Annotated in this window: 18 protein-coding genes; 8 read left to right on the top strand and 10 right to left on the bottom strand. The window is 69.8% G+C overall.

Translation table 11 applies throughout. From position 1 onward, the window contains the following. Positions 1-58: 58 nt before the first annotated feature. Both AC6JA9_RS11100 and mxcH read right to left on the bottom strand, forming a co-directional pair. Positions 59-1351 (bottom strand): DUF4374 domain-containing protein, encoded by a 1293-nt coding sequence (locus AC6JA9_RS11100; protein WP_408891283.1) that lies wholly within the window; start codon positions 1349-1351, stop codon positions 59-61. A gap of 48 nt (positions 1352-1399) precedes the next feature. Further along, positions 1400-3976 (bottom strand): TonB-dependent siderophore myxochelin receptor MxcH, encoded by a 2577-nt coding sequence (mxcH, locus tag AC6JA9_RS11095; RefSeq protein ID WP_497959646.1) that lies wholly within the window; start codon positions 3974-3976, stop codon positions 1400-1402. Between the two features lie 371 nt (positions 3977-4347). Between mxcH and AC6JA9_RS11090 the strand changes: the two genes are divergently transcribed. The 3 genes from AC6JA9_RS11090 to AC6JA9_RS11080 all read left to right on the top strand — a co-directional run bounded on the left by AC6JA9_RS11090 (position 4348) and on the right by AC6JA9_RS11080 (position 8168). Then, positions 4348-5544 (top strand): cytochrome P450, encoded by a 1197-nt coding sequence (locus tag AC6JA9_RS11090; protein WP_223750287.1) that lies wholly within the window; start codon positions 4348-4350, stop codon positions 5542-5544. A 281-nt stretch (positions 5545-5825) separates the two neighbouring features. Then, the gene (locus tag AC6JA9_RS11085) at positions 5826-7022 is read left to right on the top strand and encodes a cytochrome P450 (protein WP_497959645.1); all 1197 of its coding nucleotides are present in this window, start codon (positions 5826-5828) and stop codon (positions 7020-7022) included. Positions 7023-7076: 54 nt separating this feature from the next. Then, positions 7077-8168: a WD40 repeat domain-containing protein gene (locus AC6JA9_RS11080; protein ID WP_497959644.1), complete on the top strand. Its 1092-nt coding sequence runs from the start codon at positions 7077-7079 to the stop codon at positions 8166-8168. 58 nt (positions 8169-8226) lie between these two features. On the opposite strand, the gene AC6JA9_RS11075 is transcribed toward AC6JA9_RS11080, so the two are convergent. From AC6JA9_RS11075 to AC6JA9_RS11045, 7 genes are all read right to left on the bottom strand, one after another. Further along, positions 8227-10548: an Ig-like domain-containing protein gene (locus AC6JA9_RS11075; protein ID WP_497959643.1), complete on the bottom strand. Its 2322-nt coding sequence runs from the start codon at positions 10546-10548 to the stop codon at positions 8227-8229. 26 nt (positions 10549-10574) lie between these two features. Next, positions 10575-10994, bottom strand: a complete 420-nt coding sequence (locus AC6JA9_RS11070) for a hypothetical protein (protein ID WP_223785498.1) — start codon at positions 10992-10994, stop codon at positions 10575-10577. Next, the gene (locus tag AC6JA9_RS11065; protein ID WP_497959642.1) at positions 10984-12453 is read right to left on the bottom strand and encodes a hypothetical protein; all 1470 of its coding nucleotides are present in this window, start codon (positions 12451-12453) and stop codon (positions 10984-10986) included. Before AC6JA9_RS11065 ends, AC6JA9_RS11070 begins: the two co-directional genes overlap by 11 nt. A 940-nt stretch (positions 12454-13393) precedes the next feature. After that, on the bottom strand, positions 13394-13759 hold the full coding sequence (locus tag AC6JA9_RS11060) for a c(7)-type cytochrome triheme domain-containing protein (RefSeq protein WP_223785496.1): 366 nt from the start codon (positions 13757-13759) through the stop codon (positions 13394-13396). Then, positions 13756-13953 carry a hypothetical protein gene (locus AC6JA9_RS11055; RefSeq protein WP_223750280.1) on the bottom strand — a complete coding sequence of 66 codons (198 nt, stop codon included), beginning with the start codon at positions 13951-13953 and terminating at the stop codon, positions 13756-13758. Before AC6JA9_RS11055 ends, AC6JA9_RS11060 begins: the two co-directional genes overlap by 4 nt. Then, positions 13950-14528, bottom strand: coding sequence for a NapC/NirT family cytochrome c (locus AC6JA9_RS11050; RefSeq protein WP_194868998.1), 579 nt, complete (start codon positions 14526-14528; stop codon positions 13950-13952). The genes AC6JA9_RS11055 and AC6JA9_RS11050 overlap by 4 nt, the downstream gene beginning before the upstream one ends. Before the next feature lie 188 nt (positions 14529-14716). Beyond that, entirely contained in the window at positions 14717-14968 is a 252-nt protein-coding gene (locus tag AC6JA9_RS11045; RefSeq protein ID WP_141322985.1) for a hypothetical protein, read from the bottom strand. A 102-nt stretch (positions 14969-15070) separates the two neighbouring features. Here AC6JA9_RS11045 and AC6JA9_RS11040 point away from each other — a divergent pair, with 102 nt between their 5' ends. From AC6JA9_RS11040 to AC6JA9_RS11020, 5 genes are all read left to right on the top strand, one after another. Next, positions 15071-15712 (top strand): TetR/AcrR family transcriptional regulator, encoded by a 642-nt coding sequence (locus tag AC6JA9_RS11040; protein ID WP_473571073.1) that lies wholly within the window; start codon positions 15071-15073, stop codon positions 15710-15712. Next, positions 15709-16248: a GFA family protein gene (locus tag AC6JA9_RS11035; RefSeq protein ID WP_223785495.1), complete on the top strand. Its 540-nt coding sequence runs from the start codon at positions 15709-15711 to the stop codon at positions 16246-16248. Before AC6JA9_RS11040 ends, AC6JA9_RS11035 begins: the two co-directional genes overlap by 4 nt. A gap of 216 nt (positions 16249-16464) precedes the next feature. Then, positions 16465-17151 (top strand): hypothetical protein, encoded by a 687-nt coding sequence (locus tag AC6JA9_RS11030; protein ID WP_267697334.1) that lies wholly within the window; start codon positions 16465-16467, stop codon positions 17149-17151. 80 nt (positions 17152-17231) lie between these two features. Further along, on the top strand, positions 17232-18302 hold the full coding sequence (locus tag AC6JA9_RS11025; protein WP_267697335.1) for an alpha/beta fold hydrolase: 1071 nt from the start codon (positions 17232-17234) through the stop codon (positions 18300-18302). Beyond that, positions 18299-19114, top strand: coding sequence for a MerR family transcriptional regulator (locus AC6JA9_RS11020; RefSeq protein ID WP_497959641.1), 816 nt, complete (start codon positions 18299-18301; stop codon positions 19112-19114). The genes AC6JA9_RS11025 and AC6JA9_RS11020 overlap by 4 nt, the downstream gene beginning before the upstream one ends. A gap of 1 nt (position 19115) precedes the next feature. Here the strand turns inward: AC6JA9_RS11020 and AC6JA9_RS11015 are convergent, their stop codons facing one another. Then, entirely contained in the window at positions 19116-19904 is a 789-nt protein-coding gene (locus AC6JA9_RS11015; protein WP_497959640.1) for an alpha/beta hydrolase, read from the bottom strand. Between the last annotated feature and the right edge of the window lie 48 nt (positions 19905-19952).

Below are 19952 nucleotides of genomic sequence, written 5' to 3'. Positions count from 1 at the left end.
CGGGAGCAAAGGCCCCCGCCGGGACACGGCGGAGGCCCTGCTCGAGGAACAGCGAGGACTAGCGGACGCGCAGCAGGCCGCGCACCTGGCCCTCGACGACGGTCTTCGCGTCACCCAGGCCCGTCTGCGGGCTCATGATGCGGAAGCGCGTCTGGGCGTTGTCGTTGACGAACTCGGGCAGCACCAGGAACTCGCCCGGGTTCTGGGGAATGGTGCGGCCGTTGGTGGGCACCAGGTCGTCGCGCACCACGGCCGTCGCCGTCGGAGCGTCGCCGAGCGTCACCTCCCACAGGCTCCACCACCCGCCCGTCGAGGCATGGCTGCCGTGGAAGGGCCGGCCACCCGCCACCGCGGCGTCGAACGCGACCTGCGCGGCCGCCTTGTCCATCACCCGCACGTAGCCCTTGCCGGGCGCGCCGGGCAGCAGCATGGACGCGATGTCTCCGTCCGTGCCGGGAGAGACGAAGGCGTCGAGCGTGGTGAACCAGTTGTCGAACTCGCCCGTCGCGGGGTCGAAGCGAATCATGCACGGCTTCGCCGCCGTCGTGGGCGACACGAAGTGCGCGCCGGCGGCGAGCGACTCGGTGGCGTAGTAGATCTTCCCGTCCGTGTGCTTGACGCCGTCGCGCGCCCAGCCGCAGCGGGTGTCGGTCTTCACCGTGACTTCGTCCGTCTGCGTATCCACGATGACCAGCGCTGTCTTGGCCGGAATCGTCTTCACGTCGGCGGCGTGCCAGCCACCGGCGATGATGACGTCATTGCCCGCGGTGACGGCCAGGCTCTGCGAATAGCGGAACGTGAACTCGCCGTCCTTGAGCTGCGCCGTCAGGTCCTTGGAGCCGATGAGGGACAGGTCCTTCGGGTTCCAGATGACCAGCTTGTAGTTCACGTGGTCGAAGTAATAGGCCTTCGACTCGCTGACGAAGTAGTGCTGGGACTGGTAGCCGTTGGTCGCGCGGACGCCGTAGCCGGTGAAGGACAGCGCGGCCTCCGGCACGAGCGCCCCGGAGGCGTTGAGCGTGTAGGGCGTCATCGTCGGCTGGGTCGAGCTGCTCACGAACAGCTTCCCGGCACCCGGGTAGCCCGCGACGATGTACGCGTCCGCGGTCAGCTCGAGGGCGTTGGCGATGCCGACGGTCTTCGCCTCCTGGATGTCGTCCACCGTCACCAGGTAGCTCTGGGTGTTGCCACCGGCGATGGGCACCTGGGTGATGAGGGCGTAGAGCGGGTCCGGCGTCCCCGCGTCCGGGTCCGTCGGGTTGCCGGAATCCGGGGTCGGCGTCGGGTCATCCGAATCCGAGCAGGCGGTGGCGAACACGGCGAGAGCGAGCAGTGCGGACTTCAGCTTCATCGGGCTTCCTTTGGCGATGACATCCTGAAAGGGGACACGGAGGGCGGCTCAGAGGTCGACGGTGAGGCGCGCGGACAGGGCGCGCCCCGGCCGCTGGACACCGACGAGGTCGAAGGCGGCGGCGTCGGTGAGGTTGTGGAGGTTGAAGGAGAAGGAATACGCGCGCCGCTCGAACCGGGCGCGGTAGGTGAGCGCGGTGGAGTGCAGCACCTGCGTCGGCACCGACTGCTTCGTGCCGCCATTGCCCGCGCTCTCCCAGGAGCGGTCGAACGAGCCGACGACGCGGGTGGTCCACTCCAGGCCGAGCGCGTCCTCGCGGGAGAGCAGCCGGCTCACCTGGAACCGCGCGGTGCCGGTGGCCTGCAGCCACGGGAGGTTGGGCATGCGGTCGCCCTTGAAGCGCGCGAACTGCCCCTCCTGCGCCAGGTTCTTGAAGTCGAGCCAGGTGACGGCGCCGGTGAGCCCCACCCAGTCACCGGGGGAGTCCCAGTCCAGCCCCGCGTGCGCGGTGACGGAGCGGGCGTGGTCCACGTTCTCGTAGGCCTGCGTGGTGTCGCCGGGGAACAGCTGGATGAGGTTCTCGATGTCGCGCAGGCCCGCGGAAGCGTTGGCGCCGAAGCGGCCCACGGGCGTCACCCACGAGAGCAGCTCCACGCCCACGTTGGCGTTGTGGCTCGACTCGGGGAGCAGCGCCGTGCTCTCCACCAGCAGGCCGCCGTCGCCGAAGAGCTCCTCCACCCGGGGCATCCGCGTGGTGCGCTCGTAGGACGCCTTGAGCAGGAGCCAGCGCGTCACGCTGAAGCGCAGCGTGTCGCCGTAACCGCCCGCCCACCGCGTCTCCGACAGCTGCGCGTTCGTCCCCGAGGAGAGGCGCTGCACGTAGCCCTTCACGAACAGCGTGTTCTCCAGCCGGCCCTCCCACAGGGACTGCCGGTGGGACAGCCCTCCGAAGCCGGACGTGAGCCCGAGCGGAATCCGCAGCGGGTCCTCCTGCCCCAGCCGGGTGAGGTAGGCGTTCTCGCCCGTCCGCTCGCTGTCGTCGGCGCCGAGCGACAGCTCCAGGTCCTCCACGTCGAGCAGCGTCCCGAGCAATCGCACACGTCCGAACAGCGTCTGCCGCTTCTGCGTGTTCTCCAGCGGGGACGAGCCAATCTCACCCGCCCGTGCCTGGGTCCCCTGGCAGACGCCATACCAGTCGTAGAGACAATCCGAGACATCGTACAGCTCACCGATGCGCTGGTTGTATCCCGCGATGGCCAGCACCTTGAGCCGCTCGTGGGCGGACACCTCGTAGCGCAGCCCCACGCCGTAGCTCTCCTGCCCGGAGGTGACGGCGCCATAGGGGCGAATCATCAGCTGGTCGTGCGGGACTTCCTTGTCATACTGGCCCAGGTAGCCGGTGAGCACCAGCCGGTCGAGCCCCGGCAGCGACTCGACGCCCAGCTCCAGGCTCCCTCCGGAGCCCCGGTAGGCGTCATGGCTGCGGTTCAGCGCGCGAGGTCCCACCCGCCCGGTGACGGGGTCGGCCACGGGGACGGTGACGCGGTAGTCGTTCCGGGCCCGGTCATGGAACCCCGCGGCGCGCACGAAGACCTGCTCGTTCGCCCGCCACGTCACCCGGCCGGTGCCGCGGTAGCTGCCGAAGGAGCCCGCCTGGAGCGACAGGGACGCGCCCGTCTCCGGGGCCGCCAGGCCCGAGCGCAGGTGGATGGCCCCGCCCAGCGCGTCCGTCGCCAGGCGCACCGGGACGACGCCGTTGAAGACCTCCATCTGCCGGATGAGGGAGACCGGGACGCTCCCCAGCCCGTAGACATACGGCGAGTACTCGATGGGCACGCCGTCGAGGAGGACTCGCACCTGGTCGCCGGAGAGGCCGCCCAGGGACAGCTGCGTGCGGCTGCCCAGGCCGCCCGTCCTCTGGACCTGCACGGCCGAGGCGCGCGTCAGCACCTCCGCGAGGTCCTCCGCGCGCTCATGGGCCTTCTCCAGCTCCACCACGTCCACCGCCTCCGAGCCACGCACCAGCACGCGCGCCTCGGTGGCCTTGCCCCGGACAATCGACGTGAAGGAGGGCAACTCCGGCTCCGGGGGGGCCTCCGCGGGCGTCTGGGCCACGGGCGCCTCGTCCACGGGCTGCTGGGGCGCGGGGCCCTCGGCGACCTGGGGAGCGGGGGCGGCGAGGACGAAGTGGTGGATGAACTCGAACTGGCAGGCGACGGGGGTGCCGTCCTGCATCGCGGGTGTGAAGCTCGCCTTCGCCAGCGCGTCCACGGCCGCCTCGTCGAGCCCGTGGCCGAGCCCCTCGACGACCTGCGCGCGCGTGACGCGGCCCTCCTCGTCCAGCGTCAGCAGGAGCTTCACCGCGCCCTCCACCTTCGCGGCCAGCGCCTGGGGGGGATAGACGGCCTCCGGCTTGGACAGGAGCACCGGGGGGACGACGCCGCGGGCCGGCGCGCTGGCCCCCTCGGGCGGCGTCGGGCTGGCCGGCGCGGCGACAGCGGGCCCCGAGGGCTCACTCGCCTCCTGGGCTCGCGCCTCTCCCACCGACAGCAGGGACAGGAGCACGAGTGCGGAGAACGAAGAGGTCGGCGCGAGGGCGCCCCGCCAGCGACGAGGTGTGGGCATGTTCAAGGGGTGCGGGTCGGAGCTCCCAGGTCGATTTCGATATTGAATCTCATATTCATTATCGACGCGCACCCCTTTGTCCTATCAGTGGTGGCGGTGGGGGTCAATCCGGGAGGACCTCCCGGGTCGGAACAGGGGGCCGTCCGGAGACCTGCGCTACTGGGACTGATGGGGACGGCGACTCGCGACACGCAATCCTTGCGCGGGGAGGGAAGCCCGGCGGGTGTCCGGTGGCGGACTCCGCGCCTTTTCACGCTCCGGGCAATTCCTGCTCAACTACGACATGCTCGCCCCTCACAAAGACAAGCCAGACACCTGCCCCCCCCACACGACCCGTGGAGACGCTCCGCGGATACGGAGGCCATCGCATCATGAGGACCCGTCTTGACTGCCTGTCTCCCGAAGTCATCGCGAACCTCCACGCCCACCTGGCGGAGCTCCGACGCCAGGGTCCCATCGTGCAGGTGGACCCGGGCGGCATGTGGGCCGTCACCCGCTACGACGAAGCACAACACGTGCTCAAGTCGCCGCAGCTCTTCTCCTCCACGGGGATGCGCCTGGCGTTCCAGCCGGAATGGCTCGGACGCACCAATCCCCTGGGGGAGTCGCTCCCCTTCCTGGACCCGCCCCAACACGGACGCCTGCGGGCACTCATCCTTCGGGACTTCACCTCCTCGGCCATCAAGCGATTGGAGCCGCGAATCCGCGCCATCACCCGCGAGCGCATCGCGCGGATGCTGGAGCGGCGGACGGTGGACTACATGGAAGCGCTCGCCGTGCCCATTCCCGCCACCGTCGTCTGCTGGCTGCTGGGGTTGGACACCGCGCTGCTGAAGCACTTCGAGCGCTGGTCGCATGACATCGCGCTCATCGGCGGTGTCCACCCGGAGGACACGAAGCAGATGGAGCAGTGCCGCCGGACGCTCGACGAGATGGAGCGGTATGTCCAGGACGCCCTGGACGCGCGGCGCAAGACGCCCGGCGATGACTTGATGAGCGATCTGCTCCAGGCCAGCGCGGGCGGACAGACCCTGACTCCACAGGAGCTGATGAGCTTCTTCTTCGTGCTGTTCACCGGCGGGGTGGAGACGACGACCTATCTCATCGGCCAGAGCGCCCGGATGCTCTGCCAGCACCCGGAGCTGCTCCTGCGTCTGCGGGAGACGCCGGACCTCATCCCCCGCTTCGTCGAGGAGACGCTGCGCTACGAGCCCTCCGCCGTGGCCCTGCTGCGCACGTGTCTGCAAGACGTGACGGTGGCGGACACGGCGCTGCCCAAGGGAAGTGTGGTGCTGGTGTCGCTCGCCTCCGCGGCCCGCGACGAGAAGGTCTTCCCCGACGGCGACAGGTTCATCCTGGGGCGGGAGAACGCGCAGCACCTCAGCTTCGGCCACGGCATCCACTACTGCCTGGGGGTGACGCTGGCGCGGATGGAGGCGAGCATCGCCCTGGAGGAGCTCATCCCCCACGTGAGCCGGATGGAGCTGCGCACGGAGCGCATCGACTGGACGACGTCGCTCGTCGTTCGCGGGCCGAAGACGCTGCCCATCGAGCTCTTCCCCTCCTGAGGCCCGCAGTCCGCCCCGCACGACGCGTCCCGCGGCAAGGTGTCCGGTGGTGGACTTCGTCGCCATCACTTTGCCGAGCAATATTCACGCGGCTCCAGCATGTTCGAATACTGCAAAGACAAACAGGCAGACAACCAAGGCAGGGCTCCGGCGAGAATTTTCGTCACAGCATCGCCTCATGTCCCCTGCGGGCGAGGGCGCACCCCGCAGGACCGTGTTCCAGACGCTCGTCGCACAGGGTTTCACCGCCTCATCCATCCGAGGACCTGGAGGCCACCCACATGAGTCCCCGTATCAACTTCCTGTCGCGAGAGTTCATGGAGAACCCCCACCCCCACCTGGCGGAGCTGCGACGCCAGGGCCCCGTCGTCCAGGTGGAGCCCGGCGGCATCTGGGCCGTCATCCACCATGACGAGGTCCAGCACGTGCTCAAGTCCCCGCAGCTGTTCTCCTCGTCGGGGCTGCGCTTCGCCTTCTCTCCGCCGTGGCTCGGACGCGTCAACCCGCTCTCCTACTCCATCGCGTTCATGGACCCGCCCCACCACGGGAGGCTGCGAGCCCTCGTCACCCAGGCCTTCACCCCGAAGGCGCTCGCGCGTCTGGAGTCTCGCGTCCACGCCACCGCCCGGAAGTGCGTGGATGACATGCTGGAGAAGCGCAGGGTCGACTTCGTCGACGCGCTCTCCACCCCCATCCCCGCGAGTGTCATCGGGCATCTGCTCGGCCTGGACGAATCCAGGCACGCGCAGCTCAAGCAATGGACCACGGACATCGCGACCATCAGCGGTGTCGCGGCGGATGACGCCGCGGGGACGGCGCGGTGCCGCGCGACCGTCGAAGAGCTGGATGACTACTCCCGGCGGCTGCTGGACGACCGGAGGCGCGAGCCTCGCGAGGACATGGTCAGCGAGCTCCTCCAGGCCCGGGTGGGCACGGAGGCGCTCACCGACGATGAGCTGGTGGGCTTCTTCGTCGCGTTGCTCGTCGGCGGACTGGAGACGACGGTCAGCCTGCTCAGCCACTGCGCACGGCTGTTCACGATGCGGCCGGAGCTGCTGCCCCGGCTGAGAGCGATGCCCACGCTCATCCCCCGGTTCATCGAGGAGACCCTGCGCTACGAGCCCCCCATCCTGTCCGTCATACGCACGTGCACCGAGGACGTGACGCTGGCGGGAGTCCCCTTGCCCAAGGGAGCAACCGTCCTGCTCTCGCTGGTCTCCGCGTCGCGTGACGAGAAGCACTTTCCCGACGGGGACCAGTTCATCCTCGAGCGGGAGAACGCCCAGCAGCTCTCCTTCGGCCACGGCATCCACTTCTGCATCGGGGCGAGGCTCACGCGACTGGAGGCGCGCATCGCCCTGGAGGAGCTCGTCTCCCGCGTGGACCGGATGGAGCTGCGCACGGAGCGCCTCGAGTGGACGCCGTCCCTCATCGTTCGAGGGCCGACGACGCTGCCCGTCGAGCTCTTCCCCGTGTGAGGCGGGGTGTCCCACGGGAAGGGGCGCGGACCCGCCGTGGTATAGGGTCCGCGCATGCGGATGATCGACAGCGTGGAGCTGCACCCCCAGCGCGCACCGGCGCCGCCTCGCGCGGCGTCCACGTCCATCGCGAAGGACACCGTCCCCTACGTCGAGTTCCTCGCGTTCGAGCCAGGCGGCTCCCTGCTGGTCGTCGAGGCGCCCAACCTCGCCAGTCAGCTGGGTCGGCTGGTGCGACGCAGCGGCCCCCGCTTCGACGTCGAGGCCGAGCTGACGGGCCTGCGCGGCCCCGGCGCGCTCTCGCCGGGGGGGCGCTGGCTGCTCACGGGTGGCGCGTTGTTCTCGGGACAGGCGGCGTGCTGCCAGGTCATCGACCTGCACACCTTCCAGGTCGTGCACACCCTGCCCGTCATGCGCCCCTTCGTCTGGGTGGACGATGCGCACTTCATCGCCCAGTCGCCGAACTGGAGGACCACCGTCACGGAGGAAGGAGTGACGCGGACGGAGACGCGACGCGTGGACCCGGCGCTCGCGGCCGCGGTGCCCGCCCTGGTGACTCCGGAGCCGTCGATGGTCCTCGTCTCCCTGGCCTCCCTCGACTGTCGGCCGTTGCTTCCCTCCCTCCTGCTCGATGAGGAGACCTGCGCCGTACTGTCGCCCGACAAGGACATCCTCTACACGGCCACGTCCTTCTCCCGCGTGTCCGCGGTGAGGGTCTCCGACGGGCAACTGCTCTGGCAGCGCCCACCGTCACGGCTCGTCACGCAGGGCACCATCTACGCCATCGCGCTCGACGCCTCGACGAACCGACTGGTGACGGTGGGCGGCGGCGTGGAGCACGACACGCTCGTGCTGGATGCGAGGAGCGGTGACGAGCTCTCACGCCACTCCCTGGAGAAGCTCACGCGCGGAATGACCCCGGGGCCGAGCACCCGCGGGGACGCCGTCCACTTCCGCGAGGACGGCCTGGGTGTCATCGGCACCAACAACGGCCTGGTCATCGAAATCGGAACCGATGGGCGCTGGTGCGCCTTCAAGGCGGGAAACCGCTCGCACCGAGCCATCGCGTTCTCGCCCGACGGCGCGTCCATGCTTCTCGGAGGCGCGGAGAAGAACCTGCGCGTCGTCCCGCTCACGACGCGCTGAGCGGCGCATCAGGAGTTCCTGGCCCCGGAACTGGCAGCCCGTCACCGCGCGCCCCAGGCTACGGGCGCACCATGTTCACGGGCACAGCCCCCGTCAGGTCCTCCACGCTGTCGAAGAGCAGCTGGCCCACGTAGTTGAAGTTGTGGGCCCACGCGCCCTTGTCCTTCCGACTCAGCTGGTAGTTGTGCGTGGCCTTCACGAGCGCCGGGGTGAAGGGCGCGAACGCGTTGGACGAGACGGCCTCCGTCGCGCTGCACGTGCCGTCCTTGTCCGTGTCCTTGAAGAAGTACGGATTGACGTCTCCGTTGTAGCAGAGGCCGTTGCTCGTCACCGTGCGCATGGCGGCCAGCAGGCGCGCGGCCATGCCATCCACCTCCGCCCGGAGCAGCTCCGTGGTGTTGCCGTCCCCGTCGTAGTCCTGGAGGTGGACGTTGCGAATCTGCTCCGCCGACTCCTGGTCGGCGTGACACGTCTCGCACCGCGTGCGCCACACGTCCGCGATGCGGAAGGTGTGGTTGCTCACGCCGGGGACATGGCAGCTGGTGCACTGCACGCCGCCCAGGTGCGACAGCCGCCCGGCGTACGTCTTGCCCGGGTACTCGTACCCTGTCTTCGCCAGCGCGCCCTCACGCGTCCCGGCGGCGGGCATGTAGTGGACGTTCTGGAAGCGGGGCGTGCCTCCCGCCGCCAAGGCATTGTCGAGCGTGGCCTTCGACGCGCGTCCGATGTGGCAGTTCGCGCAGAGGTTGTCCTGGCCCGGCAGACTCACCGTCGTGCCATCCGGCAGCCACGTGCGCGTGGGGACGAACACGTCGTAGTCCGGCGCGAAGCTCTCGTGACACGTGGCACACTCCAGTCCGTTGGCCGTCTCCGGCACCGCCTGCCCCACGCCGTACTGCACGAAGAACCGGTAGCCCTGCGCGCCGCTGTGGCAGCGGGAGCAGCTCGCCTGCACCGTCTCGCTCGCGTCCCAGTTGCGCGCCGCCTTGCTCGCTCCATTGAAGTGGCCAGGGTCGTTGCGCACCAGCAGCGACGTATCGAAGGGGGTCGTCAGCGCGCCGTTGAGCGACTGAATCGAGTCGTGCAGGAGCTGGATGATGTACTTCGCGTTGTGGGCGAACGCGCCCGGGTCCACGCGGGCGAGCTGATAATTGAAGGCCGCCTTCTGCAGCCGTGGCGTCCAGCTCTTGTAGGCGTTGGTGCCCACGACCTCGGCCGTGGAGCACGCGCCGTCACCGTCTGCATCCCGGAACCAGTAGGGATGTGCGTTGCCGTAGCAGAGGGGCTGGGCCCGCTCGGCGCCATAGCGCTGGAGCGTGGCGAGCAGCCTGTCGCGCAGCCCCTGAATCTCGAAGTAGATGCCCTCGGTGCGGTTGTTGTCGCCGTCGTAGTCCTGGTTGCGCGAGGCGATCTGCCGGATGTTCCACGCCTGGGTGACATCGGTGACGCCCGGATGGCACGTCGCGCAGGCATCCCAGCGGACGCGGGTGCTGTGCGGGTCATGGCACTCGTTGCACTTGTCGAAGTCCGGCACATGGCGGAAGCGCGTGTCGTAGACCTGCCCGGCGTACTGGTAGCCACCGGCCGCCTGGGCGGCGAAGAGCGTGGCGGCCGCCGGGTAGTAATGGATGTTGGTAAAGCCCAGCGCCGCCGAGGCCGTGTCCTCCCCCACTCCCGCGTCGGCGACCTGCGCGTCGATGTCCTTCCCCGCGGCGCGCCCCTGGTGACACACCATGCACCGCGCCTCCGCGCCCAGCCCGGTGACCTCCTTGCCCGAGGGGAACGTGACGGCCGTCAGCCGCAAAGCCGCGGCGTCATGGCACGTCTCGCACCGCACCACGGACTCCGTCCTGCCCGGCGCGTCCACCCGTCCTGGGGCGGAGCCGTCCCCGCCCAGGAAGTCGATGTAGCCCTCCGAGCTGTGGCAGCGCGCGCACGTCGCGGGCACCATCCCCTCCTCGTTCCAGTGAGAGAAGGCCTCCGCCGTGGTGTCCGCGTGCGGCGAGCCCGCCCAGGCCACGTAATAGGGCACCTGCGACGGGTCCACGCCGGCGTCCCCCGCCGAGGGCCCGACGACCACCACCGCGTGACGCCCCTCCAACCGCGAGCGCTTCCCGACGACCTTCACCGCCGTCTCACCCACGCTGACGCCCGTCACCAATCCCGTGTCGTCCACCGTGGCGATGGCCGGGTCCTCGCTCTCCCACGTGTAGCCGTCATCCGTGGCCTCGCGCGTGGCGGCGCCGAGCTGGAGCGTCTGTCCCAGCAGGACCGAATGCGCCCCGCTGGTCGTGATGCCCGGGTTGGCGTTCTCCAGCTTCGCGCAAGCCACGAGGAGACAGGGCAGCGCGGCGACCAGGAGCAACGTCGTTCGTCTCATCGGGTCCCTCCTGGGAGATGTGTGGGTCATGGCAGCGCGCCTCCGGCGATCCACGCCAGGAGCGTCTGATACTCGGGGGTGCCGTCGGCGTAGATGGCTCCGCCGCCGTGTCCCGCCCCCGCGGCCTTGCGCAACAGGCGGCTGCCAGCGGGCGCCGCGGTGTCCGTCAGCGCGTTCGACACCTGGAAGTCCGCGTCCGCGTCGCCCGTCAACACGAAGCCCGTGTTGCCCGCGGCGCCTCCAGCGCGATGGCAGGACTGACAGCCCGATAGCAACAGGGGATGAGCGTCCGTGGCGAACGAGGGCGCGTCACCTCCTCCGTCGCCACCACCGCCGCCGTCACCACCGGAGGGCGTGCCCGCGTCGGGGCTCGCGTCGCCGCGGTGGAAGTCCGCGCAGCCCGGGACGAACAGGAGCGCGAGCAGGAGTCCGAGCCTAGAACTCATACGCCACCACCAGTCGCGTGAAGTCGTCCGGCACCTCGTCCACCTTCTCCAGGTTCCAGAACTGGAAGAGGCCCACGCTCAAGCCCTTCCAGCGGGCGACCGCGCCCACGTTGTGCGCGGAGGCGTCCTCGCGGGTGAGCGCGGTGGTGTCGAGAATCCGCCCGCGCTGATTGCCGAAGGTGCGCAGGCCCTGCCGATACTGGAGGTAGAGCCAATCGGTGGGATGGAAGCGGAGCTGGAGGTAGCTGGCGAAGTGGTAGTAGTCCGCGCCGGGACCGCCGTACCCCTCGGCCTCGCCTCCAGAGACGTCCGCGCGCAGCAGACCCGCGCCCAGTGAGAAGCGCTCCAGCACCGGCACCCCGCGAGGGCGCCACGACGCGACGTCCAGGGCCTGGAGGAACAGCCTCCGGCCGTATCCCAGCGGATTGTAGTAGGCCGAGTACCAGAGGCTCAGCGGGCCCCAGGAGCCACCCAGCCGCGTCCCCACGCCCAGCCGCGTCGCTTCCAACGGAGCGAAGTCCGACTGGAGGTTGAGTACTGCATCGGCCCGCCGGAGCTGGTAGCCCGCGATGACGTAGACATCCGCGGAGAGCAGGAACGGCCCCTCGCGGCGCTGCACGTTCGCCGTGAGCCCCTCGCGCGCGTAGACAGGCGGAAGCACCTTCTGGTCGAAGCCCGCGAGGCCGCCGTAGCTATGGTGGAACAGCGGCTCGGCGCCGAAGGGCACCAGCACCTTGCCCACCTTGGCGGAGAGCCGCACCGGCCAGTCCTCGCCGCTGACGCGATAGCCCACCTCCCAGAACTGGAGCGACAACATCTCCAGCGTCAGCGTCACCGGGTCCTCGGTGGACTGGCGCGTCAGGAAGAGGAAGTGGTGGTAGCTGCGCAGCGCGTTCGAGGCGCCCTTCTGGAAGGGCTGGTCGTTGTAGCCGAGGCGCTCGTAGTTGAGGTCGAAGCGCCCGTTGAGCGTGAGCGAGCCGAGCACGGGGAAGGTCCCGAGTTGGACGCCCGGCGGCGGCCCACCCGATGAAGCGGCGGGCCGCTCGGTGGGTGGCGTCGAGGACGGAGAAGCGGGCGCAGCGGTGGCCACGGTGGCAGGTGGCGTCAGGGACGGAGCAACGGGCGCGGCGGTGGCCAGGGGAGGAGCCTCCGTCCCGCGCGCGCCCTCCTCAATCCACCGGGCCAGGAGCGCGAGCTCCGCGCTCCCGGGCTCCCACACCGCGCCGCCCTGATGCGAGTCACCTCGCGCGCGTTGATACAGGAGGCTCGTGTCGGCCGAGCCGGGCGTCACCAGCGCCAGCACCGTGCGCAGGTGGGGCTCGGGCTCCGAGTGGGCGACATAGCGGGTGGACCCGGCGAACCCATCCGCCGCGTGACAGCTCGCGCAGCCCGCCAGGAGCTGCTCGTGGATGAGGGGAGCGAAGCGCAGCGAGTCCGAAATGGAGGCAGACGCCGGCACGGGCTGCGTCCCTGGCGCGAGCGGCGTGGACGAAGGAGGCGTCGGCGCATCCCCCACGCGCGCGGAAGCAGGAGCCCCCGGGGGTACTGCCACCGTCGAGGAGGGCACCACGGACTCCACCCCCACGCGCGAGGAGGCCATGGACTCCGAAGGTGTTGCCCCCGTCGAGGACGGCGCGACGGGCAACTCTCCCACGCGCGCGGAAGCAGGAGCCCCCGGAGGCATTGCCGCCGTCGCGGGTGGCGCCGAGGGCACCTCCCCCAGGCGCGCGCCCCCCGGAGGCGTTGCCACCGTCGAAGGTGTCGCTGAAGCCACGTCCCCCACGCGCGCGGAAGTCGGAGCCCCCAACGTCGTTGCCGCCGCCGACGAGGGGGGCGGCGCGGTCCCGGCAGGGGCCTGTCCTGGGAGCGCCCCGGATTCGACCCACTTCAGCAACGTGGCGTACTCGGGCGACTCGGCCGCGAGCGACTTCTTGCCACCATGCAGGACCGCGCCGGTCCCCTTCTTCAACAGCGGACTCTGCGCGGCGGCATCCAGCTTCACGAACCGCAGCGTGGTCTCGTAGTCCGTGCCATCGCCACGCAGCACCCACTTCGACCTGCCAGCCATGCCCTCCGGGCGATGACATGACAGACACCGGGCCACGAGGATGGGCCGGGCGTCGGCGGCGAAGGTCGGTCCGCGCGGCTTCGGCGCCCCTCCCGTCCTCGGCCCCGACGGAGTCAGCACCGGTGCTGGTGCCGCCTTCGTGGGCGCGGCAGGTGCCGCGGAGGTCTCGGGAGTCCCCGCGTCAGCGCTGCCTTCTGGTGCGGGCGGAGGCGTCGGCGGACGCTGGATGCCCAGCCGCTCCTGGAGCTGGCGGCGCTTCTCCTCCTGCGTCTGCGCGCGCGCGGGCATGGCCGCCGTCAGCAGGAACACCCCCACGCAGAGACGGCCCAGGTCAGCGAGGCGCATGGCAGGCCTCGCAGCGCATGGAGCTCGGCGCCTTGGCCGCCCGTCCATCGTGGCAACTGCCACAGTAGCGGCCCTCGCGCATGTCCTGATGGGTGAAGCCCAGTGGGGCCTGGGGGAACACCCCCGGGTGGCAGCTGTAGCAACGCTGCGAGTCGTGGGCCCAGTGTGAGAACAGCGCCGGCACCGGCGCCTTGCGTTCCTTCAAGGGAGGAATCCGGACATCCTGGGGCGCGTTGACCGCGAGGATGGGCGGCGCGAAGAGCAGCGGCACGGCGAGCACCACCCGCCAGCGCCAGCGATGCAGCACGGCCCCCGCGCGAGCGCGCCAGGGCTCCGAGGTCGGAGTGCTCATAGCGCCTTGCGCTCCTTGAGGATCTTCCAGACGGACACCACGTAGAGGCCCACTCCCAGCAACACCAGGGGCACGCCCACCGCCGTGAACACCACGAAGGTGAGCGGTGACCAGAACAGCGTGGTGAAGAGCTGGACACACAACCCCGCCAGCACCAGCAGGGCCGCCCTCCGGATGCGCTTCTCGTGGCTCATGGACGTGGCTCCGGCAGCCAGAAGTTCCGCGCCTTCACGCCCTCCAGGTCGTGCGCGAGGTCGTGACACGTGAGACACGAGCGCGCGCCGCTCTGGAGCTCCGCCTGGATGTCCTGGTGCGCGGACGCCTCCAGGAAGCTCCGGGCGTCGCTGTGACAGTGCAGGCAGTTGTAGTTGGGATACGGCTGATAGAGCTTCGGTCGCTCGGGAATGGTGCCGAAGTAGTGGACCCAGACGTGCTTGAGCCCGTTGAACTTCGCCTTCGCGTCACCGAACAGGGCGTAGTCCGTGTGGCACGCATAGCAGGTGGTGTCCCGGCTGATGAGCCGCTTCTGGTAATGCACCGCCGCCAGCGACGCGGCGTTGTCCACGAACAGGCTCTGCCCGTACGGCTCCATCTCGTGACAGCCCAGGCAGAACTGCGTCTGCGACGACTCACGCACGCCCACGGCGACGCCCGCGCCGGTGACGACCAGTGGGAGGATGGCCAGACCCGCGAGCAACACCAGCCGCCCCAGGTGGCTCGCGGTCAGGACTCCCGCCGCGAACGCAATCAGGGCGACCAGGACCGCCACGGCGATGACAACCACTATCAAGAGGGTGGGCAGGCGGGAACCTCGCTCCCTTTCCTATACAGGTCTCATGCCCATGCGTGAACCCTGGAATGAAGATGCGCAATCGACACGCAATTCCTGCGCACCCGCGCCATGGCGCGCAAGAATTGCGCGACCATGACCGGGGGGAGCGACAGCACGTCCAATCCCTAGCGCTTGTCGACGAGGTGGCGCAGGAGCGAGGTGAGCCCGGAGAAGCGGAACGACGGGTCGATGTACTTCTCGAGCACGTAGAAGGCGAAGTAGTAGGCACGACAGAAGGCCCAGATGGCGAGCAGCAGCAGGAGCAGGACGCGCCACTCGGGCAGCTCCATCAGGAGCAGCGCCGACGAGACGCAGCCGATGACGACGAAGAGGATGGCCTTCACCCACATCCACCGGTGGGATTGCAGGTCGCGCATCCCTGGAAAGTAGCGCCTGGCGAGCCCTCTTCGACAGGCCGGCCCGCCCACGCTCGACCTCCGGGACTTGCATACATACCAACCGTACGGTATGACATCGCCATGCCACGCCCACCGAAACACGCGCCAGAACGCGGGGATGCCCGGACGCGGCTGCTCGAGGCCGCGCGCGACACGATTCGCGCGAAGGGCTTCGCCGCGACCTCGGTCGAGGAGCTCTGCCAGGTCGCGGAGGTGACGAAGGGCGCCTTCTTCCATCACTTCAAGAGCAAGGAGGGGCTCGGCGTGGCCGCCGCGGAGCACTGGAAGGAGACGACGACCGCCTTCTTCGCGAGCGCGCCCTACCACGCCCCCGCGGACCCGCTCGACCGGGTCCTGGCCTACGTGGCCTTCCGCAAGTCCATCATCACCGGGAGCCCCGCCGAGTTCTGCTGTCTGGTGGGCACGCTGGCGCAGGAGGTCCACGCGAGCGCGCCCGACATCCGGGACGCCTGCGCCGCGAGCATCTTCGGTCATGCCCAGACGCTCGAGGCGGACATCGCCGCCGCCATGCGCAAGCGCCGCGTCTCCGGAGGCTGGACGGCCGCGAGCCTGGCACGCCACACCCAGACGGTGATTCAAGGCGCCTTCGTGCTCGCCAAGGCGGGGAACGACGCGGCCCTCGCGCGCGAGAGCCTGGACCACCTGGACCGCTACATCCGCCTGCTCTTCAGGCTCACCCCCCCGGAGAAAGCCTCACCATGACCCAGGCCTCATCGCTCGGCTGCGCCTGCGGGGAAGTCTCCCTGCGGGTGGACAAAGCCCCCATCATCAGCGCCGAGTGCTGCTGCGACAGCTGTCGCGCGGCCGTCGCGAGATTCCAGACGCTGCCCGCGTCACGGCTGCTGCTGGGGCCTCGGGACGCGTCACGCTTCGTGCTCTACCGCAAGGACCGCGTCCACTTCCTCCAGGGCACGGACCGCCTCGCGGAGTTCCGGCTCACGCCGGAGTCGAAGACCCGCCGCGTCGTCGCCACGTGCTGCAACACGCCCGTGTTCCTCGAGTTCCAGAGCGGCCACTGGCTCAGCCTCTATGGGGGCCTCTGGGCCGACGGAACCCTGCCTCCGCTGGAGCTGCGGACGATGACCTCCGACCTGCCGCCCGGGCCCGCGCTCCCCACGGACGTGCCCAACAGCCGGCACCAATCCGTCGCGTTCTTCATCAAGCTGCTCGGCGCGTGGGTGGGGATGGGCTTTCGCAGCCCGAAGCTCACCTTCGTCAAGGCGGAGCTGCCGCGCTGACCTCGCGCGCGGATGCGCCTGCTAGAGCCTGCCGACGACGAGCCCTCGGACGTCACGATACCACCGACAATCGCATGACCAGAGCCCTCCAGGTGCAACAGCAACGCACAGGAACGACCGGTCATCAGCAGATAGATGGAACCCCGGACGCGACGAGGGGCGTCGAAGCAGCTCACGAATTGTTCGTGAGTTCATCGACTTGCTCGAGGAGTTCCCATGCCCGCTCGCCGTGTATCCCTGGTCCCTGTTTCACTGTGCGCCACTGTCGCGCTCGCCCTCCTCTCCGGCTGTGGCGGAGGCCTCGCGACGTCCAACCCGCGCTACTTCACCGACGGGAAATGGAACGCGTTGGACAGCCCGTATGCCCTCACGCCCATGCTCGCCTGCGCGTATCCGGCGGAGGGCAACGACAAGGTGTATCGCAACCTCGAGGACCATCTCGCGCCCGCCATCTGGAGCGCGTATGGCAAGGATGTCTCCGAGGTGAAGGTGAAGAAGTTGAAGGGAGACAGCGAATGGTGTGACGCGTTCCCGAACATCGCCGCGGACCGCTTCATCGTCCCGCCGCGGATGAAGAAGGAGCTGGCCGAGTACGTGAAACAGTCCGGCGCCAGGGGTGTCATCATCCCGGTCGCGCACCTGTATCGCTCGCCCATCATGAAGGATGTCCTGGGCCCTGATGGTTCGCCCATCGGGAGCGTGGAGACGGACCGCTTCGGCGCCGACGGCACCGCGGGACTCTTCGTCCACTACATCAACGAGAGCGGAGAGCTCGTCTACACGGGACGCTCGAAGACGAATGGCCTGGGCGTACTCGCGAACCCCATCGATTACATGCGGGACCATGCGTCCGACTACGCCCAGCAGATGACGCAGAAGGCGCCGCCCGTCACCCTCCAGTAGCCCTCGTGCTTGACTCTCCCCCTGGGGGAGACCGCCACCCTCCAGGCATGTCACCCACGGACATGTCTCGGAGGAAGCGCATGGCGGCGGCAATCCTTGGAACCCTCATCCTGCTGGCGGGCGCGGCGGCGGGCGCCTGGTGGTGGATGGGGAGGGCCCTCTTCCAGCCCGGCACCGTGACGCAGGTGCTGACCGCGCGGGGCGAGACGCTGGAGGTTCCTCCGGGACAACGCGCGGACGCCTCGTCCTGGCAGGTGACCGGTGATGTCCAGTTGCACCACGTCGCCGTGGGCGAGGGGCGGGACGTCCTCGTCATCCACGGAGGCCCTGGCCTGCCTCCAGCGAACCCCTGGCGCGCGGCGGCGCTGACGAGGGATGCCCTGCGTTGGCACTTCTATGACCAGCGAGGCAGCGGCGCCTCCTCGCGGCCCATCACCCTGCCGCCTCCCGGGGGCACCTGGCGGGCCATGCAGGAGGTGGAGGCCCGCCTGGGACTCGCCGCGCAGCTCGCGGACGTGGAGCGCATCCGGCGCCTGCTCGGCCGGGAGCGACTCACGTTGGTGGGCCACTCCTTCGGCGCCCTGATTGCCCTGCTGTACGCGGCCGAGTGGCCGGAGCGGGTGGACGCGCTCGTGCTCGTGGCGCCGGCCCCGTTGGTGACGATGCCCTCGAAGGGCGATGACCTGTTCACCCAGGTGCGCACCCGTCTGGACGAAGCAGCCCAGCGGGAGCTCGCGGCCTGGATGAAGCACACCTTCGACTTCCCTGCCCGCCTGAAGGACGACGAGGCCCGCCTCGCCGAGCACTTCGCCGCCTTCGGACCGCTGTATGCCCGGGCCCTGAACGCCGAGCGCCCCGACACGAGGCCTCCCGACACTGGTGCCGCTGGAGGCTTCCTCTCGCTCGGGCTCTACCTGAGCCTGGGACGCCATCACGACTGGAGCGAATGGCTGCGCCGGGTGCGCGCGCGCACGCTCGTCATCCATGGCGCCCATGACCTGCAGCCGCGCTCGGCCACCACGCGCGTGGTAGAAGCGATTCCCCACGCGCGACTCGTGGAGCTGGCGGGCAGCGGGCACTTCCCCTTCGAGGAGCAGCCCGAGGCCTTCGCGGCCACCGTGCGCGCCTTCCTCCAGGAGGAGGAGCGGTGAGCGGACTGCTGTACTCCATCGGCGAGGTGTCTCGCATCACCGGGCTCACCGTGAAGGCGCTGCGCCTGTACCAGGAGAAGGGGCTGCTCGAACCCTCCCGCGTGGACGCCTCCACGGGCTACCGCTACTACACCGAGCACGACATCTCGCTCGCCCACACCGTGCGCGCGCTGCGCGACCTGAAGCTCTCCCTGGAGGAGATTCACGGCGTGCTCACCCAGCTGGGACAGGGCGCCTCGCTCGCGGAGCAGCTCGCGCGCGTGCGGGCCCGACTCGCCGAGGAGGCCGCGAGCGCGCGACGCTCCGTGCTCGCGCTGGACACGCTGCTCGAAAACCAGGCCCGGGCGGAGGCCTACCTGCGCGCGCCACCGCCCCTGCTGGAACGCTGGCTCCCACCCGTTCGTGTCGCCGTGCATCGGGCCCGGGGGCGATACTCCGACGCGTCGGTGTTCTTCCCCCGGCTGCTGGCCGCGTGTGGCCCCCACGTGGCCGGGCCCCCCTTCTGCCTCTTCCACGAGGCGGAGTACCGCGAGGACGACGCGGACCAGTCCTGGTGCGTGCCTCTGGCCCCCGGGGCCGTCCCGGAGGGCGTCGCCATCTCGGAGCTGCCCGAGGTGCGGGCCGTCACGCTCGCGCACTCCGGCCCGCCCCACTCCGTGGGCCCATCCTGGGCCCGTCTCTTCGCCCACCTCCACGCGAAGGAGCGCACCCCGAGCGTCCCGCTTCGCGAGACCTACCTGCGCGTGGACTCGGCCCAGGGCGCCGCGTGGATGAGCGAGCTCGCGCTGTCGTGGGAGGCGAGCCCGGACTGAATCAGGGCGACGGCGCCCGGTGGCTCGTGGAGAGCCAGCGACGCACCTCGTCCAGGTACTCCTTCGGGAGCGCATGCCCGCTGTCGAAGGTCTTGTGTGTCTTTCGCACGGACGGAGCGGACTCGAACAGGGCGCGACTGTCGGCGACGGGCGCGAAGTCATCCTGGTTCGCGGTCAGCAGCAACCAGTCCTGGCGAATCGTCGACATGTGCCGCGACGGGGCGACCTCCTCCATCGACGGGTCGATGTGGGGCGGCACCATGGTGATGAGGTGGGTGACGCGCTTCTCGCGCGCCGCCAGCAGGAGCCCCACCTGGGCCCCCATGCTGTACCCGACGACGAGCACGCGCGGCGGCTTGCCCTGGGCGAGCACCGCGGACAGCAGCGCGTGGGCATCGCGCACGGTGTCGGCGATCATCTTCACGTACCGCGCGGGCTCGCCCTTGTGGGCCAGCTTCGCGAGCGCCCCGGGCTTCGCCTCGGGGTTCGCCCGCTCTCCGTGCAGTCGCGCGTCGAAGAGATAGACGCGGTAGCCGGCCCGCAGGAGCTCGTCCTTCAAGACGCCGCCATGCGTGGGCCCCGCGTCCGACAGCCAGTCCTCCTTGCGGCGCGTGAGGCCATGCACCAGGACGGCGATGGGTGGATTCGCGTGCCCCCCTTCGGGCTCGATCACCCGCGTGGGGATGCGCTCTCCATCCGCGCCGCGAACGTCCAGCGACGTCGTCGGGGCATCGGCCCGGGCCAGGGAGGCGGACAGCAGCAGCACGCACAGCGACAGCCAGCGGAACATGGTGGACTCCTGGAAGTGAGCTTCACCGTCACCCTGCCCTCCGCTGTG

The organism is Myxococcus sp. MH1, from assembly GCF_059738865.1.
This window is presented reverse-complemented; position numbering and strand designations above follow the sequence as displayed.